This is a genomic window from Thiocapsa sp. (genome assembly GCF_018399035.1).
GTDB lineage: Bacteria > Pseudomonadota > Gammaproteobacteria > Chromatiales > Chromatiaceae > Thiocapsa.
In genome coordinates this window covers 3,864,617-3,883,101 of sequence record NZ_CP073760.1, presented here as the reverse complement: position 1 = coordinate 3,883,101, position 18,485 = coordinate 3,864,617, and the positions used below count along the sequence as shown (strand labels likewise).

Here is an 18,485-nt window from a genome sequence, read left to right as displayed (position 1 = left end):
GTCTGCTCGCGTGACGGTGTCGGACCAGGCAACGGCAGACAGGATCTCTCGACGCCCCACCGAGGCGCTTTCGCTCATGAACGATGCACGTTTCGCGACTTCCGAAAACAGGATCTTCTACCTCGGCGATGACTCGACGCTACTGACCGGGCTTGCACGCTTGATTCAGCCAGCCGGGTTGCAGCTCGATGCCTTCGGGGAGCTCGGCGCGCTCGAAGCCGCGCTCGAGCGGACGCGGCCTCGGATGCTGATCCTCGATCTGCGCTACGTCTCGTCCGGTACCGGCCCATCCGATTTGATCGCGCGCCTGACGGGGGCTCTGCCGGGAGCCCTCGAGGGAACCGGCACCACCAAGCCCGAGGTGGTCTGCATCGCCGACGGCGGGAACATCGAGACGCGGCTCCAGGTGATGCGTGCCGGTGCGCGCGGCTTTTTTCCGACCCCGGTTGCCGTGTCCGACCTGGCGAAGCGTCTCGTCGAGCTGAGCGGTCCGGCTAACGGTAGCCAACCCCGGATCCTGGTGGTCGAAGACGACCCGCTGCAGGCCAAATACATCGCGTTGCTGCTGAGCAAGTCGGGTATGGAGCCGCACATCGTCGACCAACCGCTCGAGATCCTCCGGAAGATGGCCGATGTCCAGCCGGATCTGGTCCTGATGGATCTCTACATGCCGGATGCGAGCGGTACCGAGCTGACGGCGATCATCCGGGACCACGGCGAGTATTTCGACACGCCCATTATTTTTCTCTCCGCCGAGACCGACCCGGACAAGCAGCTGGAGGCGTTGCGGGTCGGCGGCGACAGCTTTATCGCCAAGCCGATCCAGCGCGAGCAGCTCATCGGCGCGATCGAGCATCGCATCCGGATGTCGCGCTTACTCAAGGAGCGCCGCATCGGGGACGAGCGCAGCGATGTTGTCCAAGGCGTGCTGTCGAAGGAGGCGTTTCTGCGCGGTCTCGATCGCGTGGTGCACGACCGAGAAGACCCCTCGCCCGGGGTCGGTCTTGTACTGATCGAGCTCGATCGTTTTCAGGACATCTCCAAGGCAGTGGGTGTCGACGGCATGGAGCGGCTGTTGCGCCAGCTCGAGGAGAAGCTCGTCGACCAGCTCGCCCCGCAGGAGTGTGCAGCGCGCCTGGATGACTTCACCTTTGCGGTGATCGCGCGACGGGCGACGCGCGAGGCGTTGGAGGGGTTCGCAGAGCAGCTTCTGCGGACCTTCGGCGCCACCAAGCTTCGGGCCGAGAACAAGCGCCTCGCGCTCACCGTGACGATCGGAATCGGGCTCTTCACGCCCCCTGCGGACGACGCCATCACGATGGTCTCGCGCAGCCGCACCACCGTGGCGCGGGCGCGTCAGGCGGGCGGCAATCGGGTGCGGGTCTGGACTCCGGTCATCGCACCCGATCGCGGCTCGGATTACGAGCGATTGCTCAAGCAGTTGATCGACACGGCCGTCAATCAGGACGGTCTGTTGTTGATGTTTCAGCCGATCGTCTCGCTCGGGGCGAACGTCGGCGAGCTCTACGAGGTGCAGCTTCGGCTTCGTACGCTCGACGGCGAGCACGTTCCCGCCGCCGATTTTCTGCCCGTGGCCGAGCGCAGCGGGTTGATGCCGAGAATCGATCGTTGGGTGTTGGCGCACGCGCTCGATGTCATGGACGCGGAGCGCAAGTCGCATCCGAAGCTGCGACTCTTGATCCATCAGACCGTCGGGTCGGTCGCGGCGGAAGCATGGCTCCCCTGGTTTCGCGATCAGATGGTCCGGCGCAACCTGATCCGGCGCCGCCCCTTGCTTCAGTTCCAGATGCACGACGTTCGAGCGCACCTGGACACGACCAAACCGCTTGTCGAGGTCTTGCGCAAGTACGGGATTCAGGTCTGCGTCGCCAACGTCACGGGCAACGCAGCGGATCTGGAGCTGCTCGCGGACCTGCCGGTCGCCCTCGCCAAGCTCTCTTTCGCGACCCTCATCAACGCCGACCCGGCCGAGCTGCTCCAAGTGGTACAGCAGATCAGGACGCATGGCGCATCCGTCATCGCGGCCGGCATCGAAGACCCGGCCACGATCGCGCGGGTCTGGAATTGTCGGCCCGACTATATTCAAGGCAACTCGGTCCAGATGCCGAGCAGCGAGTTGAGCTACGATTTCCATCACTCCACCGACGACATCTGAGCGGCTTTCCGAGTGAGCCGTCCTGTTTCACTCGATGGCGACCGGCTCCGGACGCCGCAGTATTCCTGGTGGACGCGGTTCGTGGACCAAAGGTAATGACACACAAGGAGCGCGGAGGCATAGAGGGTCTCGCGAAGCCGTCCAATCACGCGGGCCGTCTGATCCTTGCGCCCCGCGATGCCGAGCGTTGTCCGGATCGGGATCGGCTTGTTCGCATCCTGTCCGAGGCGGGGTTCATCGCGGAGCGCATCCCGGATCGCGAATGCGCCTATCGTGTCGGTCCCGAATTTTCCGAGCTGCTTGCCTTCGTCGGCTGCGCGGTCGTGATCGCGAGCGAGCCGCAGACCGGCGGCCCCTTTTGTCACGTCGTGGTCCCGCCGGCTTCGGCCTCTCCGCGCGGGTGTCACGGCCGCAATACGCGCGCACCGCGTTGTCCCGGTTGCCGTGCTCGCTTGAGCGATTGGCCGCTGCGCGTCGCGCAATTCGAGCAATCGGCGAGGACGCCCGGATCGGATCGGCAGGATTCAGCCGTGGTTTGCCCGAGTTGCGGTGAGTGCCGTCCGATGTGGTCTTGGGATTGGAAGCAGCAGGGCGGGTTTGCGCGCCTCGTCATCCAGGTCGAGGAGATCTTTCCGGGCGAGGCGGTGCCGACAGACGCCTTGATCGACCTGCTCGAGCGCGAGAGCGGCTGTGCGTGGCGCTATTTTTACGTGCAGGATTAAACCGCGCCCGGTGCGGTATGCGATGTTTTTGGATGGGATCGACCCCGGCAGACTTGACGACCTTTGGAGCCGGCGCAGTTTAAGTGAGCGGGCCAGTGATTGGTCCAGTGAAGCTGTGAAGTGATCGGCGACGCGGGGAAGCCCGGCTCGTCCGGTTCAATGCGTCGGGTTCAGCGCGCCGATTCCGGATTCGGCCCGTCCGCGCCTGCCGAGAAGGAGACGCCATCGGGCAACTCGATCGTCATGCTGATCGGCAGATGATCCGATAAGGCGTAATCGACCACGCGGGCGGCGATCACGCGCAGCGGCCGAGAGACCAGGATGTGATCCAGATTGTGCTTCGGGCTCCAGCTCGGGAAGGTCTTGAGCTCGCAATCCAGACCACGCATCTCGGCCTTCTTGACCATGGCCCGTAACCCTTTCGAGTCGCACCCGCAGTTGAAGTCGCCCATGATCACGAGATACGGGTGTTGCTCGGACAGTGCGATCAGGTAGTCGAGCTGACGCCGCCGTGCGCGCCATCCGAGGGCCAGATGGACGATCGCCACGGCAAGGGTCTCGTGGTCCGAAAGCCCCAGCTCCGCGACGACGGCGCCCCGCCCCGGGAGGCCGGGGAGCTTGTGCTCGGTGATTCGCTGCGGATGCAGGCGGCTGAGAAGCCCGTTGCTGTGCTGTGCGAAGGGGCCGAGGTTGCGGTTGACCTGCCTGTACCAGTGCGGAAAGGCGCCGTGGCGAGCCAGATACTGGATCTGATCGATATAGGCGCTGCGCAGCGAGCCGGCGTCGACCTCTTGGAGACCAACCAAGTCGAACTGATGCAGCAGCTGGGCGATGCGGGTGAGATTGGCCAGTCGCTCGGGGTGAGGGAGGATGTGCTTCCAGCTGTTGGTGAAATAGTCGCTGTAGCTGCGCGAGTAGATCCCGGCCTGGACATTGAAGCTCAGCAGCTTGAGTCGCCGTGCGTCGGTCGAGTGCGAGGAAGCCCTGGAGACGGTTTGATGCTGTGCATGTCCGGGCACGACATCGACGGGATCGACACGGTTTGCCGATCCGGCTCGCTTCCTCTGCCCGGCCGCGACCGCCGCGCGCTCGCCTTCTTCGGCTTCGATCAAGCCGGGCTCGGTCGGCCGTGAGTCCAGTGCTCCGATGACCAATCTCCGAAAACGAAGGCTATCCGGCGGACGGGATGCGTCACGCGACGGTTCGGAAACGACTCCTCCGTGAGCCGTCCCGGTTGCCGCGCGCGACTTACTTGCTCAACCCTTGGATGTACTGAGCCACCGCAGCGATCTCCTGATCGCTCAACCGCGCTGCAGCGCCGCGCATCATCCCGTTGGGATCGTTGGCACGCAATGCACCGCGGAAGTGCTCGAGGGTCTGCTTCGTATAGTCCGCGTGCTGGGCCGAAACCCGCGGGAACTTGGCGAGCGATTGGCCTTGCCCCGCCGGACCGTGACAACCGCTGCACGCGGGGACGCCGTTCTCGGGATTGCCCCAGCGGTAGAGGGATTCGCCCTTGCTCGCCAACTCGGGATCCGCCGTCCCCGGGGCCTTGGGCTGCGTCGCGTAGTAGGCGGCGAGATCCAGAACCTCTTGATCGGTCAACGGCATGGCCATCGGAGTCATTTGCTCGTTGGCGCGACGACCGGCCTTGAAGTCCATCAACTGCTTCACGATGTATTCCGGGTGCTGACCGGCCAGCTTGGGCCAGATCGGCACGAGACTGTTGCCCTGCGGACCGTGGCAGGCGACGCATAAGCCGTTGGCCTTCTCCTCGCCGGCTTGCGGGTCTCCGACCTGAGGGGCAGCGGCGAGCTTCCCTTCGGACGCGTGTACCGCGCCGCTCGCCAATGCCGTTGCCACCGTAATTGTTATCAGCCAATTCTTAACCATGGAGGATGCCTAATCGGGTCGTGATTCATGGCCGCGACGCCTTGCGCGGATCGACGGCCTGGTCGGGGGGCGAGAAAATCCACGAATGTATATCAGAACATCCGCATATGGGTCAAACCAGCGGAGTCACGTATCCGCCGAGATGACGCCGTCTCACCTGCTCGAAGACAGGCAGGGAGAAGAATAATTCCGTCCTCCGGCGCCGTGATCCGGATCGTTTGCCCATGGGCGTACTGACGACGACAACGCTTGGGCGGCGATGACGGATCGGTTCTCGCCGCTCCCGTGGCGCTCCTGTCTTCCGGCGCCCATCCGGCCTCAATGGTTCATGTGCTGCATCTGCACCTCGATGCGGCGCACCGGCGCCTGCACGGGTATGCGCGAGCCGTCTTCGAAGATCAATGCGAGGTCGACCGCGTCGCCGGGCTCCAGCGGTTGTTTGAGGCCGATGAGCATGACGTGCAGGCCACCCGGCTTAAGGGTGACGGTCTCTCCCGCGGGAACCTCGATCTTCTCGATCCGGCGCATGCGCATCATCCCGCCTTCTTCGACATGGGTGTGCAGCTCGACGATCTCCGAGGCCGCGCTTTCGGCACCGACCAGCGCCTGGCTGTCCCCGGTTTGGTTCTCGAGAGACATGAAGACGGCGCTGTTCGGCTGCCCGGGCGGCACCGCCCGAGCGTAGGGATCGCCGATCGCGACCTCCGCGCCCAGAGCGGAGAAGGAAGCGGAGAGGGACAAAGCGGCGAAGACGGTGGCGGCGAGTAGCGGCGATGTATATCCGGGCATGATGCGTCCTCCAACAGGCGGCATGGGTTGCGGGTTCAGGCTTGCTAAGGTTCGGACCGATTCTCGGTGGACGGGCTCGATTCCAGCAGTGTTCGGATCGCCGCGACGATCTCCGCGGAGGGTGTGGCGTGATCGAGGTTGCGCACGAGCTTGCCTTGCGTGTCCACAAGATGACTGTAGGCGGAGTGGTCGACGACATAGCCCATCGCCGAATCGACCAGCTCGGTACGCCGGTAGGCCGCGCCGTAGAGCGTGGCGACCTCGGCGATCTGCTCGGGCGTCCCGGTCAGGCCGATGATCTCGGGGTGAAAATAGCCACTATACTCGGCGAGCCGCTCGACCGAGTCCCGCTCGGGATCGACGCTCACGAAGAGGACCCGGACCCGCTCCAGCTCTTCGGGCGTCAGCGCCTTGAGTGCACCCGCGATCAGGACCAGATTGGTCGGACAGATATCCGGACACCAGGTATAGCCGAAGTAGATCAGAACCACCTTGCCGCGCAGATCGGCGAGGGCGACCGGGCCGTCGACGGATTCGAGGACGAAGTCCCCGCCTTGCGGCGGCGAGGCCAGATCCAGTGTGCCGTGTCGCGGCCCCTCCGGATCGAGATCGACCCCGGTCGGCGTCCACAACAACAGCCATGCCAAAAGTCCGAAGAGGACCAGGATAGCGATGACCAACAGCTTTCGCGTCATGATCGGGAGCCCCGCGGGGAAAAGTTCATCCGCCCATCTTGGGCCGCGGGGTGCGATCCGCCTTGACGCACATCAATCTTTCGGCGAAGGCACCGATGGGCTCGGGCTTTTGTGCGATAGGACCCGTTCGCTGCGCCATTCGCCCCGATTTTACGGTGCCTGCCGCGCTCGACCTTGTCGGGAGGCGGATCAGCCGTGGGCGGCCTAACCGCATGGTGGCAGGAGCGGGCCCTCGAGCGCGCGCGTGCGTCGGTCGATCCGCACGACTTGGCGCGGGTCCGCGACGCCCTCCCGCTGCTCGAGGATCTGGCCGAGGAGGACGTCCGGCGTCTCGTCGATCTGGCGCTCCTCTTCCTGCGCGACAAACGTCTGGACCCCGCGCAGGGGCTCGAGCTGACGGATGCGATGCGTTTGGCGATTGCTCTGCAGGCCTGTCTTCCCGTTCTGGAGCTGGGGCTGGATTGGTACCGCGGCTGGTATGCCGTCATCGTCTATCCCGAGGAGTTCGTCCCCGAGCGCGAGGTCATGGGCGACGACGGTGTGGTCTGGACCGAGCAGGAGGCGAAGAGCGGCGAGGCATGGGAGCAAGGCCCCGTCATCCTCTCGTGGGCGGATGTCGAGGCCGGAATGGAGCGCGACGGCTACAACGTCGTCATCCACGAGTTGGCGCACAAGCTCGATATGCGCGACGGGGCCGCCAACGGCTGTCCGCCGCTGCACGCCGGCATGTCTCCGAAGGCTTGGGCCGAGACCTTTTCCGCCGCCTACGATGACCTGTGTCGACGGATCGATGCCAACGAGGAAACCCCGATCGATCCCTATGCGACCGAGTCGCCCGCGGAGTTCTTCGCCGTGCTCAGCGAGGGCTTTTTCGAGCTGCCTGAGCTCGTTCATTCCGAATACCCGGCGGTTTACGAGCAGATGCGTCTGTTTTACCGGCAAGACCCTTTGGCGCGACTCCCCGCCGTCGAGGCTAAGGCTCGACCGGCGCCTTAGCCGCGTCGGGCGTTGAGCCGAATCCCACACGTCGATTGTGTCGGGGCTGTCGTGATCCCGACAGACTTTTGATTCGAGCGCGATCGTCCGTAATTTTTTCAGTCTGTTAACGCATTGAAAAGACCGGGCACGGTCTTTGCTGAAGTGCCTCCAGAGACATCTTTTCGCGGGGCCTGTGCCCCATCTCCGGAGGCAGCGTGATGGAGTTGAAGGTCATTTCCGATGCCGCGGGTGCGCCCGGCGGCGGTTGTGCGTCGAGCGGCTGCGGTGCCGGCGGCGAGACGCTCGCCCATCTGCCCGAGGCGATCCGCGCCAAGATCAACAACCATCCCTGTTTCTCCGAGGATGCGCATCATCACTATGCGCGGATGCATGTGGCCGTCGCACCCGCCTGCAACATCCAGTGTCACTACTGTAATCGCAAGTACGACTGCTCCAACGAGTCGCGCCCGGGTGTTGTCTCCGAGGTGCTGACCCCGGATCAGGCGGTCAAGAAGGTCATCGCCGTCGCCGCGGCCATCCCCCAGATGACGGTGCTCGGCATCGCCGGTCCGGGCGACCCCCTCGCCAATCCGCAGCGCACCCTGGAGACCTTCCGTCAGCTCTCCGAGAAGGCGCCCGACATCAAGCTCTGCGTCTCCACCAACGGGCTCGCGCTGCCCGGTTTGGTCGACGAGATCTGCAAGCACAACATCGAGCACGTCACCATCACCATCAACTGCGTCGACCCGGACGTGGGCGCCAAGATCTATCCCTGGATCTTCTGGAACAACCGCCGGGTGACCGGGCGCAAGGCCGCCGAGATCCTGATCGAGCAGCAGCAAAAAGGACTGGAAATGCTGGTCGCGCGCGGGGTCCTGGTCAAGGTCAACTCGGTGCTGATCCCGGGTGTGAACGCCGAGCATCTCAAAGAGGTCAGCCGGGTCGTCAAGGCCAAGGGCGCCTTCCTGCACAACGTCATGCCGCTCATCGCCGAGCCCGAGCACGGCACCTTCTACGGGTTGATGGGCCAACGCGGACCGACCAACGACGAGCTGAGCGCGCTGCAGGACGCCTGCGCCGGGGACATGGCCATGATGCGCCATTGCCGGCAATGCCGTGCGGATGCCGTCGGCATGCTCGGCGAGGATCGCGGGGATGAGTTCACACTCGAGAAGATCGCGGAGCAGGAGGTCGATTACGCCGCGGCGATGGCCCGTCGCGCGGAGGTCCATGCCGCGATCGAGGCCAATCGCGAATCCGCCCGTACCGCCCAACGTCGCCGGTCCAGCGAGACCTTCGTCTCCATCACCTCTCTGACCCGCCGCCGGCCTGCACGCCCGGAGCCCCGTCCGGTGTTGATGGCGGTGGCGACCACCGGCGGCGGCGTGATCAACCAGCATTTCGGCCACGCCCGCGAGTTCCTGGTCTACGAGGCCAGCGCGAACGACGTGCGCTTCATCGGTCACCGCAAGGTCGATCTCTATTGTTCGGGCGACGAGACCTGCGGCGACGGCGAGTCCGTCCTGGCCAAGACCATCCGAGCGCTCGATGGCTGCGAGGCCGTGCTCTGTTCGCGCATCGGCTACGAGCCTTGGGGTCAGTTGGAGGCCGCCGGCATTGCGCCGAACGGCGAGCACGCAATGGAGCCGATCGAGGACGCGATTGCCGCGGTGTATCGCGAGATGGGTGAGGCGGGGCTGCTTGAGCCGGCCGCCGGTGCAGCACAGCGAATGAGCGCTTAAACCGCGCCCGCTGCGGTAGACCAAGTTTTTGTATGGAATCGGCCCAGGCAGTCTTAACGACCGTTGGAGTTGGCGCGGTTTAAGATTTTGAAAAATAATAAATTCCAATCCGCGCATCCGTAAAGGTCGGAACAAACCCTTGAGCCCGACACACGCTGAAAACGATGCATTTCACTCTGGACGCGGTTTAGAGCGCAACACCAGACAAGACCCAGGGGAGACCAGTCATGGCATACAAGATTATCGAAGGTTGTGTGAATTGCTGGGCGTGCCTGCCGCTCTGTCCGAGCGAGGCGATCCGGGACGCAAGTCCGCATTTCATGATTGACGCGCACGCCTGCACCGAGTGCGAGGGCGACTTCGCCGATCCGCAGTGCGCGAGCATCTGCCCGATCGAGGGGGTCATTCTGGACGGTCTCGGCGTGCCGTTGAATCCGCCGGGGTCGCTGACCGGGATCCCGCCGGATCGTTGGGCGGAGATCCGCAGCCAGATCCAGGCTCGCTGAACCGCGCTTCTTGTGACCTATGGTGTTGGAGTGATGCCGGCTTGGGTGCAGTCCGCGGCGTTGGCGGGGCGCGGTTCAGGAATTTTTTATCCGATTGATGCAGAAAGGTGAGTTGATGTCGTCGGTGCTCTTCTTCGAAAAGCCGGGGTGTCTGTCCAACGCCAAGCAAAAGGCGTTGCTGGCATCGCTCGGGCATCGTCTGACCGTGCGGAACCTGCTCGCCGAGCCCTGGACCGTCGCGCGGTTGCGGCCGTTTTTCGGGGATCTGCCGGTGGCCGACTGGTTCAATCCGACCGCACCTCGCATCAAGCAGGGCGAGGTTCGGCCCGAGACACTTGACGCAGAAACGGCCTTGGCGCTGATGCTGGACGATCCGCTGCTGATCCGCCGGCCTTTGATCGAATCCGAGTACGGCTGCGGCTGCGGCTTCGAGCCGGGCCCATTGCTGACGGCGCTCGGTGTGACGCTCGCGGCCGATGAGGATCTGCAGTCCTGCTCCCGGAGCGGCCCCGATCCCCGGTGCGATCTTCTTACCGACGGAGCGGCAGTATGAGGTCGCCCGCCGCGTCGGTCATCGCTCGGGATTCTGCCGATCAGGCTCCGGCCGTCGAGGTTGCGCCCGGGGTGCATTGGATCGGTGCGCTCGATCCGGGTCTGCGCACCTTCGACATCATTTTGCGCACGGCCAACGGCACGACCTACAACAGCTATCTGGTCCGGGGTGAGGACGGTGTCGCGGTCATCGACACGGTCAAGGCCGAGTTCGCCGAGGACTTTTTCGCGCGTCTGGAGTCGGTCGCCCGCTACGACGAAATCCGCGTCATTGTGCTCAACCATCTGGAGCCGGATCACACCGGGGCGCTGCCCGAGCTGATGCGCCGCGCGCCCCAGGCGCAGCTCTACATCTCCAAGCGCGCGACAGCCATGCTCAAGGCGCTGCTCAAACCGAGCGACAACCGGCCGCTGACTTACAAGACGGTCGCAACGGGCGACGAGGTCTCGCTCGGCGGACGGACCTTGCGCTTTCTGCACACGCCCTTCCTGCATTGGCCCGATACCCAGTGCACCTGGCTGGTGGAAGAAGGGGTGCTCTTCTCGGGTGATGTCTTCGGCTGCCACCATTGCGACGCGCGGCTCTTCAACGACCTCTGCGGCGATTTCCGCTTCGCGTTCGACTACTACTACGCGCACATCATGCGGCCCTTCAAGACCTACGTGGTGGACGCGCTCAAGCTCATCGAGCCACTGCCGATCAAGCTGATCGCCCCGACGCACGGGCCTGTCCTGCGCGATCGCCCGCGTCGCTATGTCACCCGCTATCGTGAACTGTCTACGCCCAGCCTGGCCGAGCGCATCGATCAGGGCGAGCGCTCGCTGATCATCTTCTACATGAGCGCCTACGGCAGCACCGCGCGGATGGCCGATGCGATCCGCGCCGGGGCCGAGGAGGCGGGCGGGATCCGCGTCTCGCTCTACGACCTGGAGGGCGGGGAGATCCAACCCTTCGTGGATCTGATCGAGTCCGCCGACGCCCTGGTTCTGGGCTCGCCGACGATCAACGGGGACGCGGCGAAGCCGATCTGGGATCTGCTCTCCTCGCTCGCCGTGATCGATCTGAAGGGCAAGCTCGGTGCCGCCTTCGGCTCCTACGGATGGACCGGCGAGGCGGTGAAGATGATCGAGGATCGCCTGCGCGGGCTGAAGCTTCGTGTCCCGGTCGCGGGTCTGCGCATCAAGCTGATCCCGACCGACGAAGAGCTCGAGGAGTGCCACGACTTCGGGCGAGCCCTGGCCGGCGCACTCGTGCGCGGCGAGCAGGGGCGGGTCATCGACTTCGCCGATTTGGGCTAAACCGCTTCACTATCCACAACCATCGACTATTCAGGAGTCAGACACCATGGCGAAAGCCAAGATTACATTTACCGACATCGAGCAGACCGTGAACGTCCCGGCCGGAACCCGGGTCATCGAGGTCTCCGAGCGGATCGGCGCGGGCATCATCTACGGCTGCCGCGAGGGCGATTGCGGCACCTGCATGATGCATGTGGAGGAGGGTTGGAACAATCTGACCGAGCCCTCCGTGCTCGAAGAGAAGGTCCTGCGCGAGAACATGGCCAGCCGTCATGACCGGCTCGCCTGCCAGGCCCAGATCCTCGGCGACTGCAAGGTCAAGCCGGCCTGATTCACCGCGACGGGTCGCCACGCCGAGGCGCGACGCACCTATCGCCCCGATTCGCGACTAAACCGGGATCGCCATGGTGCCTGCGCGGCGGCCGATCCCCGAAACCGAGCCCCGGAGAGATTCTCAAGATGCCACTCGTGACCTTTTCAAGCCCCGATTACAAAGACAAGACCGTCTATGCCGTGGCGGGAAGCCACACCGAGACCATCCTCAAGCTGGCCAAGGAGTACAAGGTGCCCTTGCACCACGACTGCCAGGACGGCGAGTGCGGCAACTGTCTCGTGCGCGTCACCAGCGTCGACCGCAAGGGCCGCATGAGCGGCTTCCTGACCGACAAGGAGCGCAGCGTGCTGGTCGAGCTGGGCAAGCTGACCAAGGACGACATCGATCGGATCGCCGTCGACGACATGCCGAGCGAGTGGCGTCTGGCCTGCCAGATGATCGTCCGCGACGAAGACATCCTCGTGGAGTACTGAGGTCATGTCGGCCCTCGCCCTCGCCCTCGACTCGGAACAGGATGCCGCCCGCATCTATGCCTGCCTCATGGTGAGGGCGGTCGGGGCCGGCAACGCTCGAGCCTTTGCGAGTATGATTGCGACCCGTGCCGCGGGTGGCGGTGCCATGCCGCCCTGGCTCGGGCTCGATCCGGCCGCGTTTCATTGCGTGATGCGGCACCATTTTCCAGGAGCGGCTTCGCGCGACTTTCTCGATGCAATCGACGGCGCGACAACCTCGCCCGAGGTGCGCGGCGACGAGCGTGAGGAGCTGGTTCGGCTGATGCTCATGCACAAGGCCGGCGACTCCCCGTCCGAGGTCTGGATGGCCCATGTGGTGGCCGCCGGCTGTCTGGCGAGCGACCATCTCTGGCAGGATCTCGGACTCTGGAACCGAGCCGATCTGACCGCGCTGATGCGCCGAAATTTTCCCTCTTTGGCCGGGCGCAACGTCAACGACATGAAATGGAAACGGTTCCTCTACAAACAGCTCTGCGAGGCGGAAGGGATCTACACCTGCCGAGCGCCGTCGTGCGAGGTATGCACCGACTATCATGCTTGTTTCGGACCTGAGCACTGAGCTGGCTTGGAACTCCTCCAAGATCCACACCCTCGATGACCGCGCGGCCGGAGCCTATCTGGGTCTTGCCGTCGGAGATGCGCTCGGCGCAACCGTCGAGTTCATGACCCCGCGCGAGATCCGCGAGGTCCACGGCGAGCACCGCAATCTGATCGGCGGCGGTTGGCTGAGACTGCGCAAGGGGCGCGTGACCGACGATACCGAGATGAGTCTCGCCCTGGGAAACAGCATCCTCGCGGCCGGTTCTGTCGATGCGCACGCGATCGCCGAGGCGTTCAGCGACTGGATGCGCACCAAACCCGTCGACATCGGCCATACGGTGCGCCGCGGCATCAGCCAGTATCGCCTGAACGGGACGCTGGAGGTTCCCGAGAACGAGCACGATGCCGGCAACGGTGCCTGCATGCGCTGCCTGCCGATCGCGCTCTATACGCTCGGGGCCGACGATGAAGCGGTCGCCGAGGCCAACCGAATTCAATCCCACGTCACCCATCATAGCCGCTTGGGCGACGCGGGCACCCTGACCGTCATTCGCATGGTCCAGTTGGCCATGCTGGGTCGGCCCAAGAGCGACCTGCGCCTGCTCGCGGAAGACTTGGTCGCGGTCGAGCCTCGGTACCGCTTCGATCGGCGCCGCATGGAGAATCCGGGTGGCTATCTGGTCGAAACACTGCGGGCTGTCTTCCAAGCGCTCTTCGCGACCGATAGCTTCGAGACGGCGCTGGTGGATGTCGTCAACCGCGGCGGCGACGCGGACACCACGGGGGCCATCCTCGGAATGATCGTCGGGGCGCTTTACGGTCCGTCTGCGATTCCTCGACGGTGGCTCGGTGTCCTCGAAAAGGACGCGGCGACCGCCTGCGTGGATCAAGCGGCGGCGCTCTTGATGGCGTCGAGCCGGGACAGTGGTTAGTGGTTGTAAACGAATTCTTGAGCAGCGACTTAGCGATCGGAAAGCCGAAAAACTGGAGCGTACTGAGAAAGTGACGGCAACGGCTCGCTAGGGGCGAATCGCACCCCCAAACCGAGCGAAGGGAAAAACCGAAGCATCTCGCGATCTTCTCCGATGCGTCTCCGGCTTGCGGCTGAATTCCTGACTAATATACTTGGTCTCACGTTTTCGACCTCCCGCACATCCGAGCAGGTACCGCACATGATCCCGTTTCAACTGCACGACCTGGAGACCGCCCCACACTCCTCGCGCGCCATCATGGCGGACATGCAGTGCCACGGCGCCGAGCTACCCAATCTCCTACGCACCCTCGCGGAGTCGCCGGTCGCGATCGACGCTTATCGGCAGCTCGCGACACTGCTGAGCCGCTCGAGTCTGACTCCGCTCGAGCAACAGGTCGTCTATGTCACCGCGGCCCATGCCAACCAGTGCCACTATTGCACTGCCCCCAATCCGATGCTCGGGGAAGATAGCCAAACCGATGAAGTCACCGCGGCGATCCGGCACGGCCAGCGGCTCGTCGACGGGCGTCTTCAGGCGCTGCGCCGTTTTACCGCCACCATGACCGAGCACCGCGGATGGGTGCCGGAGGCAGACGTCGAGTCCTTCCTGAGAGCAGGATTCACCCAAGAGAACCTCCTCGAGGTCATCACCGGAATCGCGCTGGTCACCTTGAGCAGCTACGCGAATCACATCGCCGCCACGCCGCTGGATCACCTCGCGGCCTGACCTGCCCATCTCCCGCGTTGCGGCGGAGTCGATCCGCCGCTGTCACCGGTGTTTCCGGGCCGTTCCGGCGAATCTCGGTCGAAGCCATCCCCGCGAACCAAAGGTTGAGGGCTCACGCCTTGCGGCCTCAAATCCTCCGCCTCAGCGCCCTCCATTGCTGTTTGGCCCGATCCACGACAAACGGCCATAGCCGACCCTTTTCCCATAAGACGCAGGCTTTGATGCAGTCTGGTCGGCTGGCTGGATCTCAACTGGACCGGCGCCCTGCTCGCCCTGCCGCTGCTGTTTCTCGCCTCGCTGGCGTTCGCAACCCTGGGTCTGCTCTTCACGGCGATCGTGCCCAGCATCGACCACATGAAGGTTCTCTACCTGAAGGCGGTATTCAGTGCATCCGGTCAAGCGATCTGGGCCTGCTCCGCGCCCCCAACGGACGGCGTACCCGTCAGATATCTGCCCTCGACCTGCCGAGGTTGATTGCCTCGGCCTCGATCTCGCGATAGGCCGCCGCCAAGCACGCCGCCCATGCGTCGATCTGCGCCCTCGCGTGAAGCCCGTCGTTGCGGATCTCGATCATGACGGCGTGCAGCACGCGACCTTCGCCATGCACGGGAACCGTGTAGTCGATGGCCTCCTCGATCGGGTAGGGCTGGTTGTCCCCGACGATGCCGTCTACGCGGTGCCCGAGCGCCTTCGACAGGAGTGCCGCGAGGCGGCGATCGCGCCAGTGCGAAACACCGACGGGCCAGGGTCGTTGCTCGCCGTTCATGGCCGGTGTGAAACTGTGGATACTGAGCAAGAGGCTCGGGCGGTTCGAGCGGGCGTCGAGGAGCCGATCGATGGCCTCGTGGTAAGGCCGGAAGAGAGTCTCGACCCGGAGCGCTCGCGCCTGCGCGGTGAGTCCGAGATTGCCCGGGATGGATACGCCGGCACTCTGCTCCGCGATCGAGGCCGCGTTGTCCAGTGGCCGGTTGCAGTCGATCACCAGCCGTGAGTAGCCGCTCGACACCAAGGGTGCGTCGAGCTGTGCCGAGAGTCGCAGCGCCAACTCGGCCGCACCCGGATCCCAACCGATATGATCCGCCAACTGCTCGGACGTCAGGCCGAGCGTGCCCAGTCGACGGGGGACCCGGTTCGAGGCATGGTCGCAGACCAGGACGGCGCTCCCGGCACCCGCCGTGTTGATGACCTCGAAGGCCGGCGGCTCGTCCGGGTCCAGCAGCCCCGCTGCCGCGTTGCCCCAGGGTGACGGGATCATACCTCGTCGGTCCAGACCTTGAAGCTCTTCAACACATTCGGGCCGAAGGCATTGCTGATGGCGACATCGGCCGCATCCCGGCCCTGCGCGATCAGGATCCGTCCGATGCGCGGGATCTTGTTGCGCGGATCGAAGGTGTGCCAGTGCCCGCCGAGATAGACCTCCATCCAAGCCGAGAAGTCCATGGGGTCCGGCGAGGCGGGGACCCCGATGTCGCCGAGATAGCCCGTGCAGTAGCGCGCCGGGATGTTCATGCAGCGGCAGAAGGCGATCGCCAGATGGGTGTAGTCGCGACAGACACCTTTGCGTTCGTTGTAAGCCTCGAGCGCGGTCTTGGTCGCGCGCGCATGCTGGTACCCGAACTCGATATGGCCATGGACGAAGTCGCAGATCGCCTGGACCCGCGCCCACCCCGGGGGTGTCTGAGAGAAGTGCTTCCACGCGACCTCGGAGAGCCGATCGGTCTCGCAATAGCGGCTTCCCAGCAGATAGACCAAGACCTCCCCGGGCAGATCCTCGACGGCGTGCTGCAGCGCATCCGCGTGAATCGGGTCCGGAAGGCCGTTGTCCATGACAAGCGCATCGGCGGAGATGCGGATCTCACCCACCGGTGCCACGATGCGGGTGCACCAATTGCCGAAGCCGTCGCGATAGGCGGTCATGGGGACCGACGGGCGGGTGACGACGGGGTCGGCCCGGACCATATCGGAGACCCTGCTGAAGTGGACGTTCAGCGTCAGGATCATGGGTGTCGGCTGAGGACACTCGAAGATCATCTCGTATCCGATCCGGATCTGCATTCTTGAGCTCCGCGGGTTTCACCCCGGTCAATTGACGCACTGGATGGAGAGAAGTGCGCGGGGTCGGCCAAAAATCGAGCATAGCACCGAACCGCGCTATCCGGAGCGGCTGCGGACCAGGCCGCGTCGGAGCGGATTTTTGTTAACCCGGTCACATTCCGACGATCCGTGACGCCGATACGGCTTAAACCGCGCACTGTGCGGTATGCGATGTTTTTGGATGGGATCGGCCCCGGCAGTTTTGACGACCGCTGGAGTCGGCGCGGTTTAAGATATTAAAAAATATATTATTTTAAACCGCGCCCCCGCTAAGGGCCGTGGATGCACCAAACGTCGAGCCCACTCGAAAGTGAGCATCTCGCTCTGGGCGCGGTTTAGATGCCTTCGAGTGCGCCGGTGGCCGGCGCCGCAAAAGCAAAGGAACTCACATCGGGACATGGGTCGACGCCCCGAGACATCAACGCGGCCCAAATATTGCTTATTCATGTATGAAAGATGGAACACAACCGGACGACAGGCGTCCCTGGGTCTCGGTTTGGGTGGATGTCCAAGATCGGTCGCCGTTCGGAGCCTGTCTACGTCTCGGTCATCAAGGTCGCCGGAATCCGCCTGGCATTCGAAAAGGAGCAGTTCAGAGATGCACCACGATATTTTTCATTCGCAGCAGGGATTCAACCTGATCGAGTTGATGGTGACGGTTGCTGCGATCGGTATCCTCGCGACGATCGCCGTTCCCGCCTATCAAGACTATACGATTCGCGCAAAAGTCAGCGAAGCACTGGGCATGGGGTCGGCTGCGAAGGTGGCGGTCGCCACCAGCGCCGCAGTCGGCCAGATTGACAACATCGACCAGTCGACAAGTGGGTATGACGCTTTGTCCGACCCCGGTCAGTACGTCGCCGCGATCGAGATCGAGGACGGAGGCATCATCGTGATGACAACACGCAATACAGGGGCGGCGATCGATCCGGTGCTGAAATTAAAGCCGACTATGACGGGCGGCGGCCTCGATCACCCCTTCGCCCACAGCGGCCACCGAATGCGTCGTCAGGCCATCCTGGCCTGACGGTATCAGGGCTGAAAGCCCTGAGGACGCAAGGATCACCAGCAGCTGGACCAAACGATGATCAAGGCCCGGGCGGCGCAATCGTTTGGGACTGTGAAATCCACAAAGGGCTTCCACGGCACGTGCCCAGTAATTGCCGTAATGGTAGTGGTGATGGTGATGGTATTTATATAATTGCTTCTAATGATTTCCTTGACTTTTCCATCAAGAATGGTAGGTTAAGCGGGTCTTATTCTGGTGCCATAAAGAATGTCATGATCCCGGTCTCATTGGACGGAAAAAAGGTCACTGAAATTTATCAAGATGTCTTCGCCAACAAAGGATTGACTTCGGTGGTGTTCGAAAATGACAGTCAAATCGTACACATTCATGCTAGAGCATTTCAAAACAACCAATTGACAGAAGTGATCTTACCTTCAAATCTACAAAGAATCGATCAGCGTTCCTTTATGGGCCTCGATCATCCCTTCGCCCACAGCGGCCACCGAATGCGTCGTCAGGCCATCCTGGCCTGACGGAATCAGGGCTGGAAGCCCTGAGGACGCAAGGACCACCAGCAGCTGGACCAAACGATGATCAAGGCCCCTTTATGGGAAACAAGATCACTTCAGTAGTTATCCCCGACAGTGTGACGACGATAGAAAGCAACGCTTTTACTGGTCTTCAAAAAATCACCGTTGGGGGGAATTTGAATTTCGATTCTCACCCTCAGGGGAATCATAGCTTATTGAATAACTCGATCAACGGCAACAACGCATTCAGGAACGCCTACACGGCAGGGAATGGCGGCGCGGGGACCTATATTTTGGTCGGGGAAATCTGGGTCAAGCAAAGCAGCTAGTAGCTGAGCGTTAATGACGATTGCGTAGACGGATCATTGCATCCGGCCCATGTCACAAAAATCATCACAATCCAATCCGAACCGG

Annotated in this window: 21 protein-coding genes; 15 read left to right on the top strand and 6 right to left on the bottom strand. The window is 63.4% G+C overall.

Annotated features, from left to right (window positions below; translation table 11 throughout):
• Positions 1 to 76: 76 nt before the first annotated feature.
• Both KFB96_RS17645 and KFB96_RS17640 read left to right on the top strand, forming a co-directional pair.
• Positions 77 to 2,176 carry an EAL domain-containing protein gene (locus KFB96_RS17645; protein WP_213460102.1) on the top strand — a complete coding sequence of 700 codons (2,100 nt, stop codon included), beginning with the start codon at positions 77 to 79 and terminating at the stop codon, positions 2,174 to 2,176.
• Between the two features lie 95 nt (positions 2,177 to 2,271).
• Positions 2,272 to 2,898, top strand: a complete 627-nt coding sequence (locus KFB96_RS17640) for a hypothetical protein (RefSeq protein WP_213460100.1) — start codon at positions 2,272 to 2,274, stop codon at positions 2,896 to 2,898.
• A gap of 170 nt (positions 2,899 to 3,068) precedes the next feature.
• On the opposite strand, the gene KFB96_RS17635 is transcribed toward KFB96_RS17640, so the two are convergent.
• The 4 genes from KFB96_RS17635 to KFB96_RS17620 all read right to left on the bottom strand — a co-directional run bounded on the left by KFB96_RS17635 (position 3,069) and on the right by KFB96_RS17620 (position 6,275).
• Positions 3,069 to 3,845: an endonuclease/exonuclease/phosphatase family protein gene (locus KFB96_RS17635; protein WP_213461187.1), complete on the bottom strand. Its 777-nt coding sequence runs from the start codon at positions 3,843 to 3,845 to the stop codon at positions 3,069 to 3,071.
• Between the two features lie 301 nt (positions 3,846 to 4,146).
• Positions 4,147 to 4,791: a c-type cytochrome gene (locus KFB96_RS17630; RefSeq protein ID WP_213460098.1), complete on the bottom strand. Its 645-nt coding sequence runs from the start codon at positions 4,789 to 4,791 to the stop codon at positions 4,147 to 4,149.
• Positions 4,792 to 5,109: 318 nt separating this feature from the next.
• Positions 5,110 to 5,580: a copper chaperone PCu(A)C gene (locus KFB96_RS17625; protein ID WP_213460096.1), complete on the bottom strand. Its 471-nt coding sequence runs from the start codon at positions 5,578 to 5,580 to the stop codon at positions 5,110 to 5,112.
• A 44-nt stretch (positions 5,581 to 5,624) separates the two neighbouring features.
• Positions 5,625 to 6,275 (bottom strand): SCO family protein, encoded by a 651-nt coding sequence (locus KFB96_RS17620; RefSeq protein ID WP_213460094.1) that lies wholly within the window; start codon positions 6,273 to 6,275, stop codon positions 5,625 to 5,627.
• A 195-nt stretch (positions 6,276 to 6,470) separates the two neighbouring features.
• Here KFB96_RS17620 and KFB96_RS17615 point away from each other — a divergent pair, with 195 nt between their 5' ends.
• From KFB96_RS17615 to KFB96_RS17570, 10 genes are all read left to right on the top strand, one after another.
• Positions 6,471 to 7,271 carry a zinc-dependent peptidase gene (locus KFB96_RS17615; RefSeq protein ID WP_213460092.1) on the top strand — a complete coding sequence of 267 codons (801 nt, stop codon included), beginning with the start codon at positions 6,471 to 6,473 and terminating at the stop codon, positions 7,269 to 7,271.
• Positions 7,272 to 7,471: 200 nt separating this feature from the next.
• On the top strand, positions 7,472 to 8,995 hold the full coding sequence (gene nifB / locus KFB96_RS17610) for a nitrogenase cofactor biosynthesis protein NifB (RefSeq protein ID WP_213460090.1): 1,524 nt from the start codon (positions 7,472 to 7,474) through the stop codon (positions 8,993 to 8,995).
• A 227-nt stretch (positions 8,996 to 9,222) separates the two neighbouring features.
• Positions 9,223 to 9,501, top strand: a complete 279-nt coding sequence (locus KFB96_RS17605; protein ID WP_213460088.1) for a 4Fe-4S dicluster domain-containing protein — start codon at positions 9,223 to 9,225, stop codon at positions 9,499 to 9,501.
• Between the two features lie 97 nt (positions 9,502 to 9,598).
• Entirely contained in the window at positions 9,599 to 10,054 is a 456-nt protein-coding gene (locus KFB96_RS17600; RefSeq protein ID WP_300971723.1) for an ArsC/Spx/MgsR family protein, read from the top strand.
• Entirely contained in the window at positions 10,051 to 11,352 is a 1,302-nt protein-coding gene (locus KFB96_RS17595; protein ID WP_213460086.1) for an FprA family A-type flavoprotein, read from the top strand. The genes KFB96_RS17600 and KFB96_RS17595 overlap by 4 nt, the downstream gene beginning before the upstream one ends.
• Positions 11,353 to 11,398: 46 nt before the next feature.
• On the top strand, positions 11,399 to 11,683 hold the full coding sequence (locus KFB96_RS17590) for a 2Fe-2S iron-sulfur cluster binding domain-containing protein (RefSeq protein WP_093188822.1): 285 nt from the start codon (positions 11,399 to 11,401) through the stop codon (positions 11,681 to 11,683).
• A 128-nt stretch (positions 11,684 to 11,811) separates the two neighbouring features.
• A complete protein-coding gene (locus KFB96_RS17585; RefSeq protein ID WP_093029697.1) occupies positions 11,812 to 12,159 on the top strand; it encodes a 2Fe-2S iron-sulfur cluster binding domain-containing protein in 348 nt (115 codons plus the stop codon).
• A 4-nt stretch (positions 12,160 to 12,163) separates the two neighbouring features.
• Entirely contained in the window at positions 12,164 to 12,757 is a 594-nt protein-coding gene (locus KFB96_RS17580; RefSeq protein ID WP_213460084.1) for a nitrogen fixation protein NifQ, read from the top strand.
• Entirely contained in the window at positions 12,732 to 13,670 is a 939-nt protein-coding gene (gene draG / locus KFB96_RS17575) for an ADP-ribosyl-[dinitrogen reductase] hydrolase (RefSeq protein WP_213460082.1), read from the top strand. The genes KFB96_RS17580 and draG overlap by 26 nt, the downstream gene beginning before the upstream one ends.
• 240 nt (positions 13,671 to 13,910) lie before the next feature.
• Positions 13,911 to 14,438 carry a carboxymuconolactone decarboxylase family protein gene (locus KFB96_RS17570; RefSeq protein ID WP_213460080.1) on the top strand — a complete coding sequence of 176 codons (528 nt, stop codon included), beginning with the start codon at positions 13,911 to 13,913 and terminating at the stop codon, positions 14,436 to 14,438.
• A 442-nt stretch (positions 14,439 to 14,880) separates the two neighbouring features.
• Here the strand turns inward: KFB96_RS17570 and KFB96_RS17565 are convergent, their stop codons facing one another.
• Entirely contained in the window at positions 14,881 to 15,693 is an 813-nt protein-coding gene (locus KFB96_RS17565) for an N-formylglutamate amidohydrolase (RefSeq protein ID WP_213460078.1), read from the bottom strand.
• Positions 15,690 to 16,493 (bottom strand): transglutaminase family protein, encoded by an 804-nt coding sequence (locus tag KFB96_RS17560; RefSeq protein WP_213460076.1) that lies wholly within the window; start codon positions 16,491 to 16,493, stop codon positions 15,690 to 15,692. Before KFB96_RS17560 ends, KFB96_RS17565 begins: the two co-directional genes overlap by 4 nt.
• A gap of 637 nt (positions 16,494 to 17,130) precedes the next feature.
• Here KFB96_RS17560 and KFB96_RS17555 point away from each other — a divergent pair.
• The 3 genes from KFB96_RS17555 (at position 17,131) to KFB96_RS17545 (ending at position 18,400) form a co-directional block, all read left to right on the top strand.
• Positions 17,131 to 17,559, top strand: a complete 429-nt coding sequence (locus KFB96_RS17555; RefSeq protein ID WP_213460074.1) for a prepilin-type N-terminal cleavage/methylation domain-containing protein — start codon at positions 17,131 to 17,133, stop codon at positions 17,557 to 17,559.
• Between the two features lie 122 nt (positions 17,560 to 17,681).
• On the top strand, positions 17,682 to 18,074 hold the full coding sequence (locus tag KFB96_RS17550) for a leucine-rich repeat protein (RefSeq protein ID WP_213460072.1): 393 nt from the start codon (positions 17,682 to 17,684) through the stop codon (positions 18,072 to 18,074).
• Positions 18,075 to 18,148: 74 nt separating this feature from the next.
• Entirely contained in the window at positions 18,149 to 18,400 is a 252-nt protein-coding gene (locus KFB96_RS17545) for a hypothetical protein (protein WP_213460070.1), read from the top strand.
• Positions 18,401 to 18,485 lie beyond the last annotated feature (85 nt).

Excerpts from the sequence above, each read along its gene's own strand:
- KFB96_RS17600 (WP_300971723.1), top strand. The coding sequence starts at position 9,599 with ATGCAGAAAGGTGAGTTGATGTCGTCGGTGCTCTTCTTCGAAAAGCCG.
- KFB96_RS17605 (WP_213460088.1), top strand. The coding sequence starts at position 9,223 with ATGGCATACAAGATTATCGAAGGTTGTGTGAATTGCTGGGCGTGCCTG.
- KFB96_RS17645 (WP_213460102.1), top strand. The coding sequence starts at position 77 with ATGAACGATGCACGTTTCGCGACTTCCGAAAACAGGATCTTCTACCTC.
- KFB96_RS17625 (WP_213460096.1), bottom strand. The coding sequence starts at position 5,580 with ATGCCCGGATATACATCGCCGCTACTCGCCGCCACCGTCTTCGCCGCT.
- KFB96_RS17590 (WP_093188822.1), top strand. The coding sequence starts at position 11,399 with ATGGCGAAAGCCAAGATTACATTTACCGACATCGAGCAGACCGTGAAC.
- KFB96_RS17560 (WP_213460076.1), bottom strand. The coding sequence starts at position 16,493 with ATGCAGATCCGGATCGGATACGAGATGATCTTCGAGTGTCCTCAGCCG.
- KFB96_RS17565 (WP_213460078.1), bottom strand. The coding sequence starts at position 15,693 with ATGATCCCGTCACCCTGGGGCAACGCGGCAGCGGGGCTGCTGGACCCG.
- KFB96_RS17545 (WP_213460070.1), top strand. The coding sequence starts at position 18,149 with ATGGGAAACAAGATCACTTCAGTAGTTATCCCCGACAGTGTGACGACG.
- KFB96_RS17630 (WP_213460098.1), bottom strand. The coding sequence starts at position 4,791 with ATGGTTAAGAATTGGCTGATAACAATTACGGTGGCAACGGCATTGGCG.
- KFB96_RS17585 (WP_093029697.1), top strand. The coding sequence starts at position 11,812 with ATGCCACTCGTGACCTTTTCAAGCCCCGATTACAAAGACAAGACCGTC.
- KFB96_RS17580 (WP_213460084.1), top strand. The coding sequence starts at position 12,164 with ATGTCGGCCCTCGCCCTCGCCCTCGACTCGGAACAGGATGCCGCCCGC.
- KFB96_RS17620 (WP_213460094.1), bottom strand. The coding sequence starts at position 6,275 with ATGACGCGAAAGCTGTTGGTCATCGCTATCCTGGTCCTCTTCGGACTT.
- KFB96_RS17595 (WP_213460086.1), top strand. The coding sequence starts at position 10,051 with ATGAGGTCGCCCGCCGCGTCGGTCATCGCTCGGGATTCTGCCGATCAG.
- KFB96_RS17555 (WP_213460074.1), top strand. The coding sequence starts at position 17,131 with ATGCACCACGATATTTTTCATTCGCAGCAGGGATTCAACCTGATCGAG.
- KFB96_RS17640 (WP_213460100.1), top strand. The coding sequence starts at position 2,272 with ATGACACACAAGGAGCGCGGAGGCATAGAGGGTCTCGCGAAGCCGTCC.
- KFB96_RS17570 (WP_213460080.1), top strand. The coding sequence starts at position 13,911 with ATGATCCCGTTTCAACTGCACGACCTGGAGACCGCCCCACACTCCTCG.
- draG (WP_213460082.1), top strand. The coding sequence starts at position 12,732 with ATGCTTGTTTCGGACCTGAGCACTGAGCTGGCTTGGAACTCCTCCAAG.
- nifB (WP_213460090.1), top strand. The coding sequence starts at position 7,472 with ATGGAGTTGAAGGTCATTTCCGATGCCGCGGGTGCGCCCGGCGGCGGT.